Origin of the sequence: Oscillatoria sp. FACHB-1407, from assembly GCF_014697545.1 — a bacterium.
In the GTDB taxonomy this organism is placed as follows: Bacteria; Cyanobacteriota; Cyanobacteriia; order Elainellales; family Elainellaceae; genus FACHB-1407.
The window spans coordinates 53,316-71,970 of sequence record NZ_JACJSA010000025.1 but is presented as its reverse complement, the minus strand read 5'-3'; the positions used below and the strand labels follow the sequence as shown (position 1 = coordinate 71,970).

General features: G+C 48.1%; 17 protein-coding genes. 9 read left to right on the top strand and 8 right to left on the bottom strand.

The features are described 5' to 3' along the window. Positions 1-5: 5 nt before the first annotated feature. The 5 genes from H6G89_RS29130 to H6G89_RS29115 form a co-directional block, all read right to left on the bottom strand. Entirely contained in the window at positions 6-1,340 is a 1,335-nt protein-coding gene (locus H6G89_RS29130; protein ID WP_190513314.1) for a cytochrome P450, read from the bottom strand. Positions 1,341-1,508: 168 nt separating this feature from the next. Then, entirely contained in the window at positions 1,509-1,637 is a 129-nt protein-coding gene (locus H6G89_RS35955; RefSeq protein WP_255519535.1) for a hypothetical protein, read from the bottom strand. Between the two features lie 56 nt (positions 1,638-1,693). Then, positions 1,694-2,131: a DUF6918 family protein gene (locus H6G89_RS29125; protein ID WP_190513312.1), complete on the bottom strand. Its 438-nt coding sequence runs from the start codon at positions 2,129-2,131 to the stop codon at positions 1,694-1,696. A 350-nt stretch (positions 2,132-2,481) separates the two neighbouring features. Further along, the gene (locus H6G89_RS29120; RefSeq protein WP_199336990.1) at positions 2,482-3,984 is read right to left on the bottom strand and encodes a glutamine synthetase family protein; all 1,503 of its coding nucleotides are present in this window, start codon (positions 3,982-3,984) and stop codon (positions 2,482-2,484) included. 92 nt (positions 3,985-4,076) lie between these two features. Then, positions 4,077-4,832: a substrate-binding periplasmic protein gene (locus tag H6G89_RS29115; protein ID WP_190513310.1), complete on the bottom strand. Its 756-nt coding sequence runs from the start codon at positions 4,830-4,832 to the stop codon at positions 4,077-4,079. A 195-nt stretch (positions 4,833-5,027) separates the two neighbouring features. On the opposite strand from H6G89_RS29115, the gene H6G89_RS29110 reads away from it, so the two are divergent. Continuing rightward, positions 5,028-5,933 carry a phytanoyl-CoA dioxygenase family protein gene (locus tag H6G89_RS29110; RefSeq protein ID WP_190513308.1) on the top strand — a complete coding sequence of 302 codons (906 nt, stop codon included), beginning with the start codon at positions 5,028-5,030 and terminating at the stop codon, positions 5,931-5,933. Between the two features lie 59 nt (positions 5,934-5,992). Here H6G89_RS29110 and H6G89_RS29105 read toward each other — a convergent pair whose 3' ends face one another. Together H6G89_RS29105 and H6G89_RS29100 are read right to left on the bottom strand one after the other, a co-directional pair. Then, on the bottom strand, positions 5,993-6,397 hold the full coding sequence (locus H6G89_RS29105; RefSeq protein ID WP_190513306.1) for a hypothetical protein: 405 nt from the start codon (positions 6,395-6,397) through the stop codon (positions 5,993-5,995). A gap of 8 nt (positions 6,398-6,405) precedes the next feature. Continuing rightward, positions 6,406-7,815 (bottom strand): ammonium transporter, encoded by a 1,410-nt coding sequence (locus H6G89_RS29100; RefSeq protein WP_190513303.1) that lies wholly within the window; start codon positions 7,813-7,815, stop codon positions 6,406-6,408. A gap of 500 nt (positions 7,816-8,315) precedes the next feature. On the opposite strand from H6G89_RS29100, the gene H6G89_RS29095 reads away from it, so the two are divergent. From H6G89_RS29095 to H6G89_RS35950, 5 genes are all read left to right on the top strand, one after another. After that, positions 8,316-9,743, top strand: a complete 1,428-nt coding sequence (locus H6G89_RS29095; protein WP_190513301.1) for an acyl-CoA dehydrogenase family protein — start codon at positions 8,316-8,318, stop codon at positions 9,741-9,743. Between the two features lie 158 nt (positions 9,744-9,901). After that, positions 9,902-10,702, top strand: coding sequence for an MOSC domain-containing protein (locus H6G89_RS29090; protein WP_190513298.1), 801 nt, complete (start codon positions 9,902-9,904; stop codon positions 10,700-10,702). A gap of 258 nt (positions 10,703-10,960) precedes the next feature. Then, on the top strand, positions 10,961-12,805 hold the full coding sequence (locus H6G89_RS29085; RefSeq protein WP_190513296.1) for a DUF1989 domain-containing protein: 1,845 nt from the start codon (positions 10,961-10,963) through the stop codon (positions 12,803-12,805). Further along, entirely contained in the window at positions 12,802-13,335 is a 534-nt protein-coding gene (locus H6G89_RS29080; RefSeq protein WP_190513294.1) for a hypothetical protein, read from the top strand. Before H6G89_RS29085 ends, H6G89_RS29080 begins: the two co-directional genes overlap by 4 nt. 12 nt (positions 13,336-13,347) lie before the next feature. After that, on the top strand, positions 13,348-13,470 hold the full coding sequence (locus H6G89_RS35950; RefSeq protein WP_255519534.1) for a hypothetical protein: 123 nt from the start codon (positions 13,348-13,350) through the stop codon (positions 13,468-13,470). 728 nt (positions 13,471-14,198) lie between these two features. On the opposite strand, the gene H6G89_RS29075 is transcribed toward H6G89_RS35950, so the two are convergent. Further along, entirely contained in the window at positions 14,199-15,551 is a 1,353-nt protein-coding gene (locus tag H6G89_RS29075) for a hypothetical protein (RefSeq protein ID WP_190513292.1), read from the bottom strand. Between the two features lie 201 nt (positions 15,552-15,752). Here H6G89_RS29075 and H6G89_RS29070 point away from each other — a divergent pair, with 201 nt between their 5' ends. The 3 genes from H6G89_RS29070 to H6G89_RS29060 all read left to right on the top strand — a co-directional run bounded on the left by H6G89_RS29070 (position 15,753) and on the right by H6G89_RS29060 (position 18,604). Next, positions 15,753-16,478 (top strand): GntR family transcriptional regulator, encoded by a 726-nt coding sequence (locus H6G89_RS29070; RefSeq protein WP_190513290.1) that lies wholly within the window; start codon positions 15,753-15,755, stop codon positions 16,476-16,478. A gap of 1,103 nt (positions 16,479-17,581) precedes the next feature. Continuing rightward, on the top strand, positions 17,582-18,040 hold the full coding sequence (locus tag H6G89_RS29065; RefSeq protein WP_190513288.1) for a hypothetical protein: 459 nt from the start codon (positions 17,582-17,584) through the stop codon (positions 18,038-18,040). 6 nt (positions 18,041-18,046) lie between these two features. Beyond that, positions 18,047-18,604: a hypothetical protein gene (locus tag H6G89_RS29060; protein ID WP_190513287.1), complete on the top strand. Its 558-nt coding sequence runs from the start codon at positions 18,047-18,049 to the stop codon at positions 18,602-18,604. The last annotated feature ends 51 nt before the right edge of the window (positions 18,605-18,655 follow it).

Below are 18,655 nucleotides of genomic sequence, written 5' to 3'. Positions count from 1 at the left end.
ACGGTTCAGCGAGCCGTTGCAACCAACTTCAGATGCCCCTGTGGAGCAAGCGTCAACCCCCGACGCACGGGCTTAACTGGTTGGGATGAGGGTAAGGCAAGCTGCCAGTCACGCAAGATCGTAGCCAGCACCAACTTCATCTCTAACATGGCAAAAGCTGCACCAATGCAATAGCGATTTCCGCCACCAAAGGGCAGGTATTCGTAGGGGGCAAACTGCCGCTGCAAGAACCGTTCTGGCTTAAATTCTTGGGGATTGGGATACAAATCCTCTCGCTGGTGAACTAAGTAGGTGCAGGGAAACAAAACCATTCCTGCTTCCAAGTGATATCCCATCACCTCTAAAGGCGATTGCAGCACTCGAACTCCAGTAGTCAGCGTCACCGGATAGATTCGCAAGGTTTCCTGACAGACTGCCGTCAGATAGGGCGATCGCGCAATTTCTTCTGGCTCAGCACAGTTGCCTAAACGATCCAACTCCGATCGCAATTTGTCCTGCACAGTGGGTAATTTGTGAACCCAGTAGAATGCCCACGACAACGCAGAGGCAGTGGTTTCATGTCCTGCCAGCAACAGCGTGATCAACTCGTCGCGCAATTCTTGCTCTGTGAGGGGTTGCCCCGTGTCATCACGCGCACTCATCAGGAGCGTCAAAATGTCATTACGGGTGGGGTCAGGGCGTTGTTGGCGATCGCGAATTTCGGCATAAATCAGGTGATCGACCTGCTCCTTCAACCGGACAAATCGCCCCCACGGACTCCATGCACCCCAATCTTGACGCAGAATTGGGAAGAAAATTAGAGAGGCACTCAAAGGAGAGCCCAGCGAATCGAGCAACGCACTCAACTGCTGGCGCAACTGGTCAAAGCGATCGCCCTCACTCAAGCCAAACACCGCTTTCAAAATAATTCGCAGGGTAATCTCCTGCATCACTGGACGGACTCGAAAGGGTTTGCCGATCTGCCAGTGGGTCGTCACCTGTTGAGCCACATCACAGATGAGTTGACTGTAAGTCTTTAAGCGATCGCCATGAAACGGAGGTAACAACAACCGCCGCTGACGCTGGTGGCGATCGCCATCCACGATAATGACAGACGAGTCACCCAAAAGAAACTTGAGTACCTGTCCCCCCGTGCCGCTGCTAAAGTGCTCTGGTGCCGCTGAAAAAACCGTTTGAATTGCCGAGGGATGGTTCAAATAAACCACCGAAGTTGACGCCCCGCGCACCATAAACAGGTCGCCATAGCGACGTTGATATCCTTCCAGATATTGCAGCGGTTGGACAATCAACCGAATGCCCCTCAACCAATAGGGAGCCTTTGGACCATCAGGCAACGTCATAGCGGTAGAAGAATACGCTGCAATTCAGCCTACAAGATTTGGTCTGTAACAGCCTTAGTCACATCCGATGGGGTCAGGAAGCTCCCCTAGAATCAGCGTTTGATCCTTGCCGTTGCCCTAAGCTTTTCGACCAAAGCCATATTATAGCCATCTCTACCCTGATCAACGTCAATTCAGGTTAAACACTTGGCGAATGAATTCGCGGCTACAGGACGAAGTCCACTGTCGCGGACTCCGGAAAATCAAGGTTTGACGAACCGACGCAGGTTGGTCTTGCTCTTGTAGTTGCGGTCTCAACCGCCAAGATCCTTATCCTGAAGTGAAGTCGAGATGTTTCCCCCCGCCACTATCAATTAAACCTGAATATGAGTCCTTAAAATTTTAGCCAACCCTGGAACTGCCTCTTCCACATCATTTTTCACTGATTTGCGGAACTGGTTATAGGAGGCACGCACAGCCCCATTTTTTGAATTTTCGATTTTGACATCGGTGATGCTCAGTAGCGTATCCGCTGTGCGAGAGCGGTTTTGGGTCAGATAGGCAGCGGGATCGCCTGACTGCATCCCTTCATCCCACATGGGTTCGAGGGCAGCCAGTGCATCTGGTAATAACCGTTGGATTGCTTTCGGAATGTAGCTTGGCTCAATTCCTTTCACAACACTATAAGCTGCCTTTAAAGCCATTCCAGAGATTCCACCTTTGGCAGCGACCTGCTCATCCATCAATTTGGCACAGTCTGCCACCAAGTTTGCCTGAATCGTCTTGTCTTTGAGCTTATCCTTGAGTCCCATGTTGACTTCCTACTATATTTCATCAACTATGCTGCCTTCCCATTATTGACAAGCTTTATCAGAATCTACGGATTTTGGGCTGTCTTTCGACGTTACTTAACAAGAGTGTAAATTTTCTCTAATCTTCGAGCCGGACTACAGGTTCACACGATCGCTCTAGAATGACGATCGCCAAAATCTTTAGGACATTGAATTTGAGTCCTGCCGAGAGATTAATTGCGTCTGGTCTGTTGGTTGTTTTGTCTTAACGGAGGTGGCTACGGCTATAAAAAAATCCCCGGAATCTTCAAGATTCCGGAGATCTGAGGCAAAGGACGTTTGACCAAACGCCCCTATAAGTTGTTCGGGTTTTACGGCAAGCAGTCCAGATAAGTCTCCATATCCCAATCGCTGGTGGTCGCCAGGAACTTCGCCCACTCATCCCGCTTGTACCAATCAAATAGCATATACATTTCACCGGGAAGGGCGGATTTAATCACCTCATCATCCGCGAGGCGATCGAGGGCTTCTCCCAATGACATGGGTAGCTTCTTCACTTGCTTTCCGGCTTCCATTGCCTCATAGAGGTTGCGCTGTTCCGGGGCACCGGGGTCACGCTGGTTGGTAATGCCATCATCAAAGGCTTTGAGCAGAGCCGATGCCATCAGGTAGGGGTTGACCATTGAATCAACCGCGCGATATTCAAACCGTCCGGGAGCCGAGACGCGCAAGCCACAGGTACGGTTTTGGTAGCCCCAATCAGCATACACAGGTGCCCACAATCCGGTGTCCCACAGGCGACGGTAGGAGTTGACGGTGGAGCAACCGATCGCCGTTAATGCTCCCAGGTGCTCAATCACGCCCCCAATGCAATACAGCCCGGTTTGCCCAGGAATGCGGCGATCGCTCGCATTCGCTTCTGGCAGGAAGGTATTGGTTCCGCCTTTGAGGTAAGTGAAGTTGTCCTCTAATCCAGGCAGGGATTCCAGCCCAAAGGTTTTAACACTCGCTTCTCCCTCGCTCCACAGGGAGAGGTTGTGGTGACACCCCGACGCCGACACGCCCATGAAGGGTTTGGACATGAAGCAGGCGATCAGGTTGAACTCACGAGCAACCTGGGCGCAGATTTGGCGATAGGTGGTGAGGCGATCGCACGTCCGCAACGCATCGTCAAAAGTGAAATTGAGTTCCAACTGTCCGGGGGCATCTTCATGATCACCCTGGATCATGTCCAGACCCATCGCTCGACTGTATTCAATCACTCGCAAAAAGACGGGACGCAACTCTTCAAACTGGTCGATGTGATAACAGTTGGGTTTGGTCACACCACCTGCGGGTTTGCCATCCGGTCCTTTTTTCAACCACATCATTTCCGGTTCACACCCATGTCGCAGATGTAGCCCGTGAGCGGTCTGAAATTCGGCGTGAATCCGCTTCAGGTTACCGCGACAATCAGCCGTCAGGTAAGCACCCGGATCGATTTCTTCTTCGCGGTTGCGAAAGCAGGTGCAATAAACACGGGCAACCCGCTTATCCCAGGGTAACTGACAAAAGGTTTCAGGATCGGGGATGGCGACCAGTTCAGCCGCTTCGGGTCCATAGCCAATGTAATTACGGTGGCGATCGAGAAACAGGTTTGCCATCGAACCGTAGACGAGTTGGATGCCTTTTTCGGCGATCGCTTCCCAGTGATCGGCAGGAACCCCTTTACCCACAACCCGACCTGTCACGGAAATGAACTGGTAGTAAATATATTGAATGCCTAATTGATCAATCTTGGCACGGACTTGTTTGACTAACTCTGAGCGTCCTTCTGCGGCGACATACGCTTCTAAGTCGGTCAGTGTTTCAGTTTTGGTTAGAACTCCTGTCACCGATCGCCCTCCAAATAAATAACGAGTTTTGCTATTTAATCAAGCTTGAAATAGATAGTCCTAAAAGACTTGTTTAGGACTACCCCAAATTGTTATGACAAGTTTGTATCCGTTAATACGGGTTGTTTGATTTCCTCTGCAAACGGGAACGGTTTCCAGGGGATCCAGGATTCCCAAAGTTTTGCAACAGTGCCATCGGCAATTAATGTGTTCAGGGCAGATTCGATCGCGCTGTGTAACTCCGTGTTGCCCTTTTGAACGCCAATACCAAAAGGAACGCGAGTCGGCACATCAAACGCCATTCGCAGGCTAGAATCTTCCTCTGCTGCAACAACGAGCACCAACTCATCATCGATCAGCGCGTCAATTTCTCCCTTTCGCAAGGCTTCTAACATTTCCGGTAACACTTTGTCGCTGCCGGGGTAAGGCACCACCGTCACACCGGGAAACGTTGCTGCCAGTGCCAGGTTGGTGCTGTCGGCTAAGCCACCGACGCGCAACCCTACGAGATCTGCAACCGACTGCACCGGACTCTCGGCTTTGACTAACACTGATTCATCAAACAATCCATAGGGACGGGTGAAATCGACCCACTGTTGCCGCTCTGGAGTAATGGCTTGATTAAACCACACCACATCATAGCGACCGGTTTGCATCGATGTGTAAAACTCCTCCATGCGGGTGTTATGCCAGATCGGCTCTAGCCCCAGCTTTTGGCAGACGAGACGAGCTAACTCCGGTTCATAGCCCGATCGCTGCCCCTGCTCCACATAACTCATCGGACGAGCATCAAAATCACTCGCCACAATGTGCAAATACCCTGCTTCAACCGTTGAAACCATACGCATGATGAATTGTAAAAATACTGCAATAAGTTAATTACAAGAACAACTTGTCTTCCAGATCAGCCTCTTAAAAAGTTGTGTAGAGCGTAACTGGAAATACATTTTTTCCTAAAAATCAACTTATTATAACAAGTTAATCATTACAGTAAGTTCAACTCTGAAATGTAATCAGTCATACAATTTACGTCATATCAATCCATGCAATACAAACCAATTGAATTAACCGACGCCCAAATTCAACAATTTCAAGAGGATGGATTTCTGATTCTAGAGAACCTCCTGCCCGATGGCTTGCCAGAGCGATTGATCGATCGCATGGGTCGCTTATTTTACGGAGAGTTTGAAACCGGGATCTATCCCGATGAGTGGTATTGGCGACCGGGTTTGAGTTTGCCGGACGTAACACGCGAAATCTGCAACGCCTGGAAGTGTGACCTGACGATCGCCAGTCTTGTTCTATCCTCCGAAATCGGTCGGCTTACCGCCACTCTGGCAGGTTGGGAAGGGGCACGGATTGGGCAAGACAGTATGTGGATGAAACCGCCTCTCGCCAGTGCGATCGCCATGCATCAAGACGGGGCATATATCGACTATTTGACTCCACCACAAATGATGACCTGCTGGATTGCCTTGAACAATGCCACCGCTGCCGATGGCACGTTGGTCTATGCGAGAGGTTCTCACAAATGGGATTTGGTCGATGTTGAGGGAGAGTTTCATGCCCCAACCAAAGACTACCGCTGGGCGATGTTGCAAGCGGCAGAAAAAGCTGGAGTCGATGAACCAGAATTAGTGGTAGTTGAAGTACCTGCGGGGGGATGTGCCTTCCATCATGGACGCACCTGGCATGGATTGTGCAAAACCACTCGCACGGAAGGCGTGTTTCACAGCATCGGGTTACATACCATTCCCTCGAATGCCCAATTCCACCCCACCAATAAAGCAGGCTACATCTACGGACGCTACAAGCGAGTCAACGATGTGACGATGGATGAGAGCTTCTTCCCCGTTTTGTGGACTCAGAATGGTTATCGATCGCCCTTTTTGTCGAATTATTGCAATGATGCACTGTCTAACAGTCCAGTTGTATCGAGTGTGTATTGATGCAAAAAATCCCCGGAATCATTGAAGATTTCGGGGATTCAGCAGGACAGAGATAGCGATTATTGAATGCGACGAACCTTGCGAGATGAGCGTCGCTTACTGCTGCGACCCTTAGCCGCACCACCTAAACCAACCATGCCCAACAGAGCCAGTGGCTGCCAGTTGGAGCGTTCAGCCCGCATTTCGTGAGAATGACGGGGATTGACCGCTTCGCGACGCTCTGTGTTGGGATTGAATAAAGTCCCCATCACAGAAGCAAACCCTGCTACCAGCAATAGCCCGATCGCCTTGGCGTCAGGAGATTTGGAGTCTAGCTTCATTGTGTAGGAAGCATAGACAAAATAAATCGTCATCAACGCACAGATGATTAACAGAATTGCAATCACTGTAGGATTGTTGGCGAAGGTATAGATTGGACCTTCAGCACTGGAAAATTCTTCAAAGCTTGAAAATGGACTGGTCATAATGGTTTCTACTCCGTTGCAAGCTCAGGTGAATTCATAGATGCAGGCTGTGCGGATTTGCCCTTAGAACTACCTGTCACAAAGGACATCGTTGCGTATTCAGGGTAACCCTCAGCACCCATATCTGCGATATCTAATCCGGCAATTTCCTCATCTGCGGAAACTCGCAGCAGATTAAACTTTTTCAACAGCCAACTAACGCCATACCCAGGAATAAAGCCCAGGAGGACTACACAAATTAATGCACCAGTCAACTGACCTAAAAAGTTAATGTTAGGAATACCATCGCCCTGCGGGAAACCAGCCGCCGCAATCCCTGTAACAATAGAGCCAAACAAACCGCAGAAACCGTGAACCCCGACTGCTCCCACTGCATCGTCAATGCCAAACTTCTCGATCGCGATGATGACCTTAGGCATCAAGAAGGCACCGATAAACGCCAGGACGATCACAACCGAGGGGTGGTACAAGTCCATGCCTGCACCAACCGAAATAATGCCTGCCAATCCACCCGAAATGGTGAAGAAGGGGTCACTCTTGGATGAGATATAAGCACCAATCAAACCAGCCGCTAGTGCCAGGGTAGTGTTAACCCCGACGGAAGCCAGCGTCATGGGTGTAGCGTAAATAGTAAACTCTCCATCGTAGCCAGGTAAGAAGATCAAACAGGCTGCCAGAAACGCATAGAAGCCGACAAAGATCAGCATTAATCCAACCATGGTTAGAGGCAGGTTGTGAGGCAGAATGGGTCTGGGTTTACCATTCGCATCGTACTTACCAATTCTGGGTCCAAGATTGAGCAAAACACCCAACGTAAAGAAACCAGATACTCCATGCACAACCGCAGAGCAACCAAAATCGTGGTAGCCCAACTCGGTGAAGAACCATCCAAACGGATTCCATCCCCAAGCAGCGGCAACAACCCAGGTAAATCCTCCCAGGACAATTGACATAATCAGGTAAGCACCTACCTTGACTCGCTCAATTAATGCGCCTGACAGAATAGAAGCAGTTGTCATGGCGAACAAGGCAAAGGCGAAGAAGAAAACACCTGTTAAGTGATCCGCCGTATTGGGACCTAAAGCAGGTGACCAGGGATAGGACGCTTCAACAAGGGGCATTGCGGCTGCAACCGTTTCGCTCGCTTCTGGATTCGTCCACGGTCCCATAATTCCTCCAGTGATGGGGAAGAACGGGAACGCATTGTAAACCCACCAACCAAAAAAGAAAAACGCCAGACCAACGCTGGCTAAGGTCAGCAAGTTCTTGACCATCGTAGCGAGAACGTTTTTAGTTCGGGAGGCTCCGCCTTCGTAAGCTAAAAATCCAGCGTGGATCAATAGCATGAAGACAGAAGCCCAGTAGTAGAAACTTTCGGAAACAAATGTTCCTAGAAATTCTTGTGCTTCGGGAGACATGGCTTATGGAAGGGTATTGCGATCAGCAGTTTACAATTAGTTAAACGATCAAGAAGAGGTTGACAACAGCTCAGACAAAATTTCTTAGTAAGAAGAAAATGGATGTTCACAGAAGTTCATCACAAACGCTAGAGCAACTTTTGCGTTGACCTTCAAGATGAACTACCTGACTGAGTGCTTCTTCTGGAGATGCCTAACATTCCCCAAATCTTTTCTAGAACTGATGTTTAGAAAGAATTCAATGAGAATGATAGGGAGTTTGCAATCTCAAAACTCAAACACTAACTAAAGATGAAGCAAATATAAATTCGAGTTGTTATGACAAATGTATTCTAATTAACCATTTTGAATATTCGAGCGGTTTATCTTCTTCATGGAAACTGGCAAGTTATTATGACAAGTCAGTTTAGGAAGAAAACGCAAAGCTATTTCACTCTACAAAAAATATATTGGTGACGGCAGCATTTCGGTAAGCATACAGCACAGTTAGCCAGCTTTCTATGACAACAAAGATTTGGAATCAAGAAGAGTATTGGGGTTTAGGTTACGATTTTGATCCGCAGTGGACACTGACTGCCGAGCAACAAACATTGCAGGCGAAGTTAATTGAGATTTGTGCAACGGTTCTGCGCCCGAACGCGATTGAAAGCGATCGCACTCTCATATATCCCCGCAAAAACTTTGAGACATTGGCATCGTTAGGCTTACTCGGTTTGTTTGTGCCAAAAGAGTGGGGCGGATTAGGCGAAAACCATGTCTGTGCTGCCATGGTGGTGGAAACGATCGCCCGATATGGTTGCCCCAGCACAGCTATGTGCTACACGATGCACTTAGGCGCAACCGCAGCAGCTTTATTTCGATCGCACAATAGCCCCGAATTGCAAGACCTCTTAAAGCGACTCGACAAAGAGGTTCTCATCGGCACGCTCTCCTACTCTGACCCGGAAACCGGATCGCACTTCTGGTATCCCGTTTCCTCCAGAGCAGAGCAGTTGGGTGATTCCTGGCAAGTCTTTAAAAAAGCGTCGTGGACGACCTCTGCCGGATTCGCCGACTGGTACATCGTGCAGACGACCAGTCCAGAGTTTGATGGTAATTACTCCGATCTCTCATGCTTCCTGATCTATCGCGATGAGGTAACGGCTGAACCCCACAAATGGGATGCGTTGGGCTTGCGGGGCAACCAGTCCGGTACGTTGCTTGTCGATGGGGTGACTGTTCCCCTCGATCGCATGGTGGGTCCCAAAGGGGATGGCACTGCCTCCAACGACGAAATTGTTGACCCCTTCTTTTTGCTCTGTTCTTCAGCTTGCTGGAACGGTATTGCCATGGGGGCGATCGACATTGCAAAGCGTCATGTAACCCGCAAGAAGCACGTTGATGTAGGGATGCGTGTTGCTGACTATCCCACCATTCAGGACTACTTTGGGGAAGCTATCATCGACACCAATGCCTGCCGCATGTTCACATTGTCGATGGGGCAGTTGATGGATAATTTAACTAGCCACTGTGACTGGTCAATTCACGCCGATCTAACTGCACTACCGCGATCGAACTACCTGCCCTGGTATTGGCAAATTAAATTTGCCGCTGCGAAGAATGTAGCCCATGTGTGCGACAAGATGTTGCACGCCTGCGGTGGCTCCGGCTTCAAAAAAGACATGGAAATTGAACGCTATTTGCGCGATGGCAAAGCGGGTTGGGTGATGGGTCCCACCAATGAAGTGTTGCGTCAGTTTGTTGGCAAGTTAGCTCTGTTGGGCTTTGAATCCCTTGATTATTGGAACCAAAGCGTCAACGAGCGGGTTCTCAACAACGAAGTGAAAAAACTGGATGCCGCAGGCAAACGTCAACTTGCAGAGCAATTATTGGCACAAGCCGCCGCACAGGAATCTGCCTCTAAACCACTAGTGACCAGTACCGTGTAAGGAGTGTGTAAGAACACAATTAATCGCGTTTCTAACCCCTGAATTTTCAGCGATTAATATGGAGATTAGTGAGGAAACGTGATTAATCATGTCTCCTCACACTGCCCAAACTCCAGTATCATTAGCCATCACCGATCGCACAGGTATCAGGAGGGAGCATGACCAAAGCAACTGTGGGCACTGTCGTGTCGCTGTGGCGTTATCCAGTTAAGTCAATGTTGGGGGAGGAGCTAAATGCTTCTCTCGTCACAGAAGAGGGACTATGGGGCGATCGCACCTATGCGTTGCTCGATAGCCATGGCAAAACCATCAGTGCCAAGTCGCCGCGCAAGTGGGGCAAGATGTTTGACTGTCGCGCTGCTTTAGAGGAATCCTCAAAGGTCAAAATTACGTTGCCCGATGGCACCGTTGTTCTCAGCGATGCGGCTGAGGTGAATGAAGTTCTCTCGCAGGCATTTGGGCAACCCGTTAAGTTAGAAACCGTTGCCCCCGCAGAGCCGAGCATCGAGATGTACACTCCCGACATCGACGGATTACCCGATCAAGACCAAATCACCGATATTTCCATTCGACCCAACACCTTTTTTGATGCGGCTACACTGCATCTGCTCACTACAGCAACTCTGAATCAACTCCAGACATTTGCAACCGATTCTCGATTTGAGCCACGTCGCTTTCGCCCTAACTTAGTAGTGCAGCCAACGAACGGCGCAACGGGATTTGTGGAGAACGATTGGGTCGGTAAGACGTTGGCGATCGGGGATGACGTGCGTCTCAGTGTGACAAAGCCTTGCGGTCGTTGTGTGATGACGACGATGGCTCAAAGTGAGTTGCCTAATGATCTGAACATTCTGAAAACCGTGATGCAACACAATCAGGGCAATGTTGGTATCTATGCCAGTGTGGTGCAGGGCGGCACGATTCGACGAGGTGATGAGGTTGTAGTTTTGGAATCCTGATTGTTTTTGATTAGCGGTCAATGGTCAGTAGTCAATGGTTGATGGTCAGTAGTCAATAGTCAGTAGTCAACGGTCAATAGTTGATGGTTGATGGTCAGTAGTCAATAGTCAGTAGTCAACGGTCAATAGTTGATGGTTGATGATTGATGGTCAGTAGTCATTCGTCTCACTTTCCCATCCACCCCTCACCCACCCATCCACTCCCCACTCTCCACTCACCCATCCACTCCCTACTCCCTTACTCCCCACTTCCCCCTCATGCTTCTCGAAACCAAACAACCTGACATACTCCCTTCACCGCTTGGACAGGTCGTTGCCGAGTATTGGATTGAGGGTGGAACGGCGATCGCCTACTCGGTAAAAGCAGGGCAGTACATCCAAATCCTGGATGTGGAGGGGTGTCAGTGTTCGGATCTGGTTGCCTTTGCGGGGGAGCAGTACCAGGAGGAAATTGACCCAACTGTCACTCGCACGCTTAACGGCTTGTCGATGCCTATAGCGGGATTGCACGGCAAATACTTTTCCCAAAAAATGCAGCCAATGCTAGAGGTGATTCAGGACACCTGCAATCGCCATGACAGCTTTTTGCTGGCGTGTACGGCTCGTTATTACGAAGATCTGGGCTATCCCGGTCATCCCAGTTGCAGCGACAACTTCAATCAGGTGTTGCAGCCTTACGGCATTGCGCCTCGTCCTGGTTGGAGTGCGATCAATTTCTTCTACAACACTGCCGTTGAAGAGACAGGGGTGATTGCGGGTGGCGAAGCATGGTCACGTCCCGGAGATTATGTGCTGTTGCGTGCTCAGCGGGATTTGCTCTGCGCCAATTCTTCGTGTGCTGATGATATCGATCCGGTGAATGGTTGGAATCCGACTCCCATTTTGATCCGGGTGTATGAAGCTGAAGCTGACATTCCCAGGGCGATCGGACGACGTGCCTCCGCAACGGCTCCCCTGCGGCTAACTCAACCCAGTGCCTTTACCCCCCAGATTCAGCAGTTAACTAACAACCTGGTGGAATACAACGGCTTTTGGGTGCCGAACAGCTTTACCAATCACGGCATTCAGGATGAATACTGGGCATTGCGAGAACGGGCTGTATTGCTCGATTTGTCTGCTCTTCGTAAGTTTGATGTGACTGGAAAAGATGCCTTCAGCCTGCTGCAACTTGCTTTTTCACGGGATGTCAGTAAGCTCAAAGTAGGGCAATCGGCTTATGGATGTCTGCTCAATCCGCATGGAGGCATTGTCGATGATGGCATTGTCTTTTGCTTGGGAGAGTTGCACTATCGCTATGTTGGGAACTGCGACAGTGATGCGGAGTGGCTGACGCGAGTTGCAACCCAACAGAGCTTTGAAGTTGAGATTCAGCCCTGTAGCCATCTGCTTCACAATCTCGCGATTCAGGGTCCGTTATCGCGGCAAATTTTGCGATCGCTCACCCACTTTGATCCGCAGTTTGCCCCGTTGACCATCGACGATCTGCCCTATTTCCACTTTGCTACGGGAACCGTTGCCAACATTCCGGTTCTGATCTCCCGCACAGGCTACACCGGGGAGTTGGGCTACGAATTGTTCGTCCACCCTGACCACGGCATTGCGCTCTGGGATGCACTCATGACCGCAGGCGCACCCGTCGGACTGCAACCGATGGGTATGTTGGCTCTCGATCGCGCCCGCATTGAAGCTGGACTGCTTGCTGCGGGACGCGAATTTGATGACCTGACCTCGCCCTATCAAGCCGGAATTGGTTGGGCTGTGGCGATGAAAAAGCCTGATTTCATCGGCAAAGCGGCATTAGAAAAGATTCGCGAGCATCCCCCCAGAGTCACCGTTGGTCTGGTGCTGGAAGGCAATGAAGTTGCTGCCGGGGGGCAGTGCGTTCATCCCAGTGGCGAACGGTGGCGCGTCGGCACGATTACCAGTGCGGCCTTCTCACCCATCCTCAATCGCAGCATCGCCCTGGCACAAATCACACCGGAATATGCCGAACCCGGAACCGTTTTAGAAGTTGGCTTTGTCGATGGCATGGTTCGTCGTGTCAGAGCCACTGTTGGCACCCTCGCTGCCTATGACCCCACTAAGAGCCGCGTCCGATCATGAGTAACCCTTCAGTTCACACCAATTTGCTATGGGACATCGCCGGAATAGATGGCTTGCAGGTCATGAAAACCCTGTTTGGTGACGGGTGCGATCGCATTGCTCCGTTTCAGTCGTTTGAGACAGAGCTAGACCATACTCCCTGCTCCATTTTGCGCCTGTGTGAGAGTAACTTTCGGATTCGTTGGTTGGGTGAACCCAACGATCTAGAATCCATGTTGCATTCGGTAACAAAAGATCAGCGTGTCTGGGTGAAACAGTTTCCCTGGCTCGTCTCGGTGCAGTTGCCTCACGATCTGGATATCGTCCAACTATCTCAGATTGCGATCGCCAAACCTCCCTTCTCGTTGCCCTCTCTCGCGTCAAACTGTGCTGCACCTGCCCGCATTGAAACCCTATCGGTGCTCGTCTGGCGACATACCCTGCAAACTAGCGAAACGCTGGAATTGCACACGGCAAAGCACTCGCTTGAAACCCTAGAGCAAAGTTTATCGATGCAAAGGAGTTCGCTTCTGGAGGCGATCGCGCTATAACGGCTCTTAAGAATGGCAATTAAATTAGATAACATCTCGTACGGGCGCGGCATTTGGGCAGAAATCTCTGCCAGAGTTGCCCAGATTGTCTACCAAATGCCACGCCCCTACCGACAATTTGGCGATTTTATTTAATTCACAATCCTTAGACAAACTAACCTATTTCGTTCTTAGAAAATAATTTCATCCCCTTCCGAGAAGGAGTACTGTAGTAGGACACAAGCATTACTCTATTGACTCATCCAATGGTTCTGCCAATGGTTCTGCTGCAACCCTTGTACACACAAACCTCAGACAAGCGATCGCCTCACAAAAACTATCGCAAAGCATCATTAGTAGTTGTGTTAATGATGTTTATTCTGGGCTGTCAGGATAGAGATTCAGCTTTGATATAGCAGTCCTATCTGATTTGTGAAAAAGGTGATTTGTGAAAGTGCCCGCCCGATGGGCGGGCACTTTCACAAATCGTTTAGGGTTGCTATAGAAGCTTATCAAAGGGCGAGACAAGCACAACTCGATCGCGACACTCTCTTGACCTACGCAGAAGTCAGGGAAATATTTGGGTCGGATGGAGTTAGAAATCCGAAACGAGATCTGGCAGCATGTCCAAGTGAAATGTGTGGAACACCAATCCCAGAGCTAAGTGCTTACACATGGACTATGCGTTATGGCACAGAATTTTCTGCTTTATTTCATAATGAGCGACTTTATCAATTGGAGTGTGCCTCTCCAGATCCTCAATTCTGCTCTTCTTTACATGGGCGGGAGATATCAGAATTTTAACAAGGGGCGATCGCTCTACTCTTGCAAGTTTTAACGTGGCTACGGGCTATACAACAACTGCCCAAGCAGCTAACTGCCTCTTATTGGCTCATGACAGCGATCGCCCAATCAGATGAGTCAGGAGCTTGCCACTCTATCGTTTCACCTGCTGCGGGAATATCAACTTCCTTATAGGCTGCTTTCGTATCGACTGCAAATACTCGTAGTGGAGCCTGCATTGGGCTGAGGTTGAGTGTCACACGGTCAGCATCTTCAACATAGCAAAAGGCTTGGGTTTCTCCATCCCGCAAACAGTGACCAGTGTTGCTCAAAGCATCATCAACTTGCATGCCCACGGTAAACAGCTTGCTAACAAAGGTGCTATAGGTCTTAATCGCGTCTTGATTGGGATAGGGTTCCGAAAATTCTTTGCCTTCAGGGCGGTGTCCCCAGATGTTAGCGACTCCTCCAGCGATCGCCGAATTCCATAAACCTCGGCGGGTCAACTCTGGGTTGTAATCTTTGTCAGCAAAGTCATCAGAAACCCGAATGCGAAACCGATCTTCAGAAAACGTGGGGCGATTATTGGACTTTTCCAGGTGTTCTCGATAGTCCTCATAGGTGGGTCGATGCCACTCCCAAGAAGCATAGTCGAGATTAGAGCTAATCTCCTCATATTCATTTTTGTGTCCGCGTGCGCCGATTAGATGCACATAGCTGCTATCTTTACGGAAGCGATCGCGCAACTCTTCAATTTCCTCGGCTTTTGCCCATTCAAACAAATCAAAACCATAACCCAACGTCCATCCCGGTAGAGGCGACAAACGGGCAGCGATTTCCGTGTATAGTCGATCTACATCGACTTCATAGTCTTTTGGGGTTTGACCACGAGCCGCATCACCCCAGATCCAAAAGTGAGTCACTCCGCCGCGTCGATAGGTTTTGAGGACGACGGCTTCAAAATAGTTAGGGTCACTCAAAAAATCACGCAAATTGCGAATGTGAAACCCGGTGAAGCCATGACCATCGATAAATTTATCCAGTCCTTGATCAATATCAGGTTTCTCATACATGACATACTGCGGTACAAACGCCTCACCTGTAGCCGTACGAATCCACTTAGTATCTTGACCTGCAACAAACCCTTTCGCGTAGTCGGGGCGATCGCCATTGATGTCAATCTCGCCTCCAGTACTAAATGTCCAAACGCCCTTTTGGGTTGGTGTAAAGCGAAATTTAGTTTGGTCGCGATCGCGAAAGGTTAGTACTTTATGAGCCTCACCACTCGCATGTTGGATCATCACCTCCTGATGTTCATCCCCGGTAACGATAACCTCATAGCACTCCCATATCGGACGCTGGGCAATCTCAGGGGTCAAACAACTCTCGGCAAACCGGGGAGGGGCAACTTCTGCCCCTGGAGTCGTTTGAGATGTCGCGGTTTGAGACGTCACGGTTTGAGAGCCAGTACAAGAAACAGCTATGACACAGGTTACCAAGAGTCCAACGATGAAAAAAGCGAGTTGTTTAGTTAGTTTCATGGCTTCATTGAAAGCTCCATAGGTGACTCAGGTTAACGAGAGTCTGTCAAAGAGTTGGGTTAAGCTAGATCAGAATTCATAGCCAATTCAGTTATATTTCTCTGAACCAACTCAATGCAACTCCCCCTTCATCTGATCATCTCAGAGCAACTGCGAGAAAAAATTACCAATGGTGAATTACAACCGGGAGAACAGCTTCCCAGTGAGCACCAATTGATGTCAGTGTTTGAGGTGAGTCGGATTACTGTAAGACGGGCGATCGCCAATCTCGTCAACCAGGGTTTGGTTTCTTCTCATCGGGGTAAGGGCGTATTTGTCAAGGAACAACGCAAAGTCACCTATACCCTCTCTAGCCCCATGGTGTTTTTTGAGGAAGATATGTTGCGTCAGGGGGTCAATAGTTCAATTCAAAATTTAGTATTTGAAGCCGTTGATGCACCTGTTGAAGTGCGACAGAAATTACAGCTACTCCCGCATCAAACAACTGTTTATTTGCAGAAGAAATTGCTATTGATCAATGATATTCCGGTTGCAGTTGATATTACCTATATCCTCAAGGATTTAGGGGAAAAATACGCGGACGATCTGCAACGTCAAATGACATTTCCCACATTAGAACAACATGGTGTTCCAGTGGAACGAGTAGACGCAATTTTGGAATGCACCCGCGCTAACTACGAAACCAGTGAATATCTCGATGTGCCATTGGGTGATCCGTTGTTGGTCTATTGTCACACCGCTTATAGCTCTGGCAACCGCCCCATCGTCTGTGGAGAAGCGTTATCAAGGGGCGATCGCTTGTGTTATTCGATTGAACTTTTCAAACAGAGTACAATTTAGGTTAGCAGAAATGATACCGAAGTATAATATTTTACTGTGGCGTTGTTTGGTCAAGCTCTGTAGTCAAGGTTCTCTGTTTTCTCTAGATAATCTTTTGGCAAATCTGATTTGATATCACTATGCGATATCATTTTATATGTGATATCATTACGCGGTATCGGCGTAAGTCAACCCGTGAAGGTCTAGTATTTACCTTTTCTCCCTGGATAGTCTAGCTGGCAGCTTGATTCTTTCTAGTGGTCTGAATTTGAGTTAGGGATCACTTCGAGAAAAATGACGGAAGTGTAGTGTTTTTACGGCTTTCTTGGCAGATGGTTTATCTAGATATGGTAGCGTTTTACGGTATTGACTTTTTTTGATATCACGTTATGATATCAGTGTAAGAGTTGATTCTAGGACTCAAACTACTTTTACGGATTATCTGCTTGGCAGCTTGATTTTCTAGATTGGTTTGATTCTGATTCCTCTTCTAACTAAATTTCTTACTACACCTCTTCAGTTTTTTCGATGTAAACAGCTGGAGAGGTATTGCTTTCTCCAAAAAATATGGTTTATGATGCTGCTTAAGCTGCCAAGCTAAGCATTAGTAATCCAGGAGGATTGGTTTATGAGGAATGATCAAAGTCTTACGAGGCAAGGTATATGGTTGAGCTGTTTTGCTCTGACATTTCCTTTGTCCGCTGCACTTGCGTTTGTGGTATGGCAAGGTGCTCCAGTGCGAATCACAATGCTGTTTCCGTGGTCAGTGTCTCTTGCTGTTGAGATAAATACTGACTCAGAGGGTTCCGATACTCCAAGTCTTCTATATAAGAAAGGCTTGCTCATCGCTCAAGATGTTGATGCAACATTTGAACCCTAAGGATCTGTAACTTCTACGCTTCTCTCTTAATCAAGTTGTAGACTAGGGCAAGTTAGGTCGCTTCATTAAAGAATGAAGCGACCTAAATAGGAGCCTATATCAACTTTGTGTCTTCATCTATAAAAACTTCCGCAATCATTCTGCTTACACTTTGTTGGTTAGACAAGCAGCTTGACTATATCGTAGCTAGAAGTAAAGCATCGATTTTTTGCAATAGAACTTGTCTCAGTTATGGGAGCAATAAATGTATTTACCTTACTCAGCATCACACAATTTAATAGATACAATACTAAAATTCCCAAACGGACTTTGGGAGTTACAGCAAGTAAGTAAAGTATGGAAGTTTCTACTGAATAAGCTTGGGGAGACACAGCCACTAGAAGATTTGAGTATGAAAGATACTGATTCTCAATCTGAATCGGATAAAGAGAGGCGAATTACTTTGAATAATAAGCAGAAAAGCACTCTCGACAAAATTTGTCAAAGTCCTCTACGTTCTGATATTGCTTGGTCAGACATTCTTGATTTATTAAAAACCATTGGAAAAGTCAGCGAAAATGACGATAGAGTATTTGTTCTAATTCAGCATAATCCAGAAGTCAAGTGTGGGGTTCTTCATCGTCGTAAAAGACAAAGGAATGCTAGCCAATCTACTATTAGAGATTTACAAGAATTCTTGATGGATATTGAAATAGAACTGTGATTAACTATGCTGACGTATAAAAATTACATTGCCGCGATTGAGTTGGATACGGAAGCCGGATTTTTTCACGGTAGGGTGCTTGGTATTAAAGATCTTATTACCTTTGAAGGTGAGACACCTAAAGAAGTTGAGAGAGAATTTCGTAAGTCAATTGACGCATATTTGAGTTTTTGTGGATCAAATAAACGTCAGCCCAATTCACCTGATTCTCATGAAGGAAAGAAGATCCCTCTAGCGGTTCAAAGATTGATTGATCATTTGGATTTTCTAGACAAGTTTGTAGCAGCAGTTGAACCTTTTTTGAAGCACAGAGATCCTGTCGCAATTATGCGTTTCCTCAATTCTATTGAGGATTTATCAAGTGCTCTGGAGTCAATTAAACCATACTTGAATGATGAGCCAGATGCGATTATCCAAGTTGTAGAAAGACTCAATACTCTATTGATTGATCCAGATGCCAGCTTTGTCAATCGCCGCATTCCCAGTGAAGAAATTAGTTCTTCAACTAATAAAAAGACAATAAGTATTGAGGGATATACTTCTCAAACATCCTCTGAGGCTTAGATGAATCGCAGGCAGTTTCGTGTAAAAAGGTTTGTCAGGAGTGGATAGCAA

What these genes read in the sequence shown, in the direction of transcription:
- H6G89_RS29130 (WP_190513314.1), bottom strand. Translation starts at nt 1,340, where the DNA reads ATGACGTTGCCTGATGGTCCAAAGGCTCCCTATTGGTTGAGGGGCATT.
- H6G89_RS29125 (WP_190513312.1), bottom strand. Translation starts at nt 2,131, where the DNA reads ATGGGACTCAAGGATAAGCTCAAAGACAAGACGATTCAGGCAAACTTG.
- H6G89_RS29115 (WP_190513310.1), bottom strand. Translation starts at nt 4,832, where the DNA reads ATGCGTATGGTTTCAACGGTTGAAGCAGGGTATTTGCACATTGTGGCG.
- H6G89_RS29110 (WP_190513308.1), top strand. Translation starts at nt 5,028, where the DNA reads ATGCAATACAAACCAATTGAATTAACCGACGCCCAAATTCAACAATTT.
- H6G89_RS29105 (WP_190513306.1), bottom strand. Translation starts at nt 6,397, where the DNA reads ATGACCAGTCCATTTTCAAGCTTTGAAGAATTTTCCAGTGCTGAAGGT.
- H6G89_RS29100 (WP_190513303.1), bottom strand. Translation starts at nt 7,815, where the DNA reads ATGTCTCCCGAAGCACAAGAATTTCTAGGAACATTTGTTTCCGAAAGT.
- H6G89_RS29095 (WP_190513301.1), top strand. Translation starts at nt 8,316, where the DNA reads ATGACAACAAAGATTTGGAATCAAGAAGAGTATTGGGGTTTAGGTTAC.
- H6G89_RS29090 (WP_190513298.1), top strand. Translation starts at nt 9,902, where the DNA reads ATGACCAAAGCAACTGTGGGCACTGTCGTGTCGCTGTGGCGTTATCCA.
- H6G89_RS29085 (WP_190513296.1), top strand. Translation starts at nt 10,961, where the DNA reads ATGCTTCTCGAAACCAAACAACCTGACATACTCCCTTCACCGCTTGGA.
- H6G89_RS29080 (WP_190513294.1), top strand. Translation starts at nt 12,802, where the DNA reads ATGAGTAACCCTTCAGTTCACACCAATTTGCTATGGGACATCGCCGGA.
- H6G89_RS35950 (WP_255519534.1), top strand. Translation starts at nt 13,348, where the DNA reads ATGGCAATTAAATTAGATAACATCTCGTACGGGCGCGGCATTTGGGCA.
- H6G89_RS29070 (WP_190513290.1), top strand. Translation starts at nt 15,753, where the DNA reads ATGCAACTCCCCCTTCATCTGATCATCTCAGAGCAACTGCGAGAAAAA.
- H6G89_RS29065 (WP_190513288.1), top strand. Translation starts at nt 17,582, where the DNA reads ATGTATTTACCTTACTCAGCATCACACAATTTAATAGATACAATACTA.
- H6G89_RS29060 (WP_190513287.1), top strand. Translation starts at nt 18,047, where the DNA reads ATGCTGACGTATAAAAATTACATTGCCGCGATTGAGTTGGATACGGAA.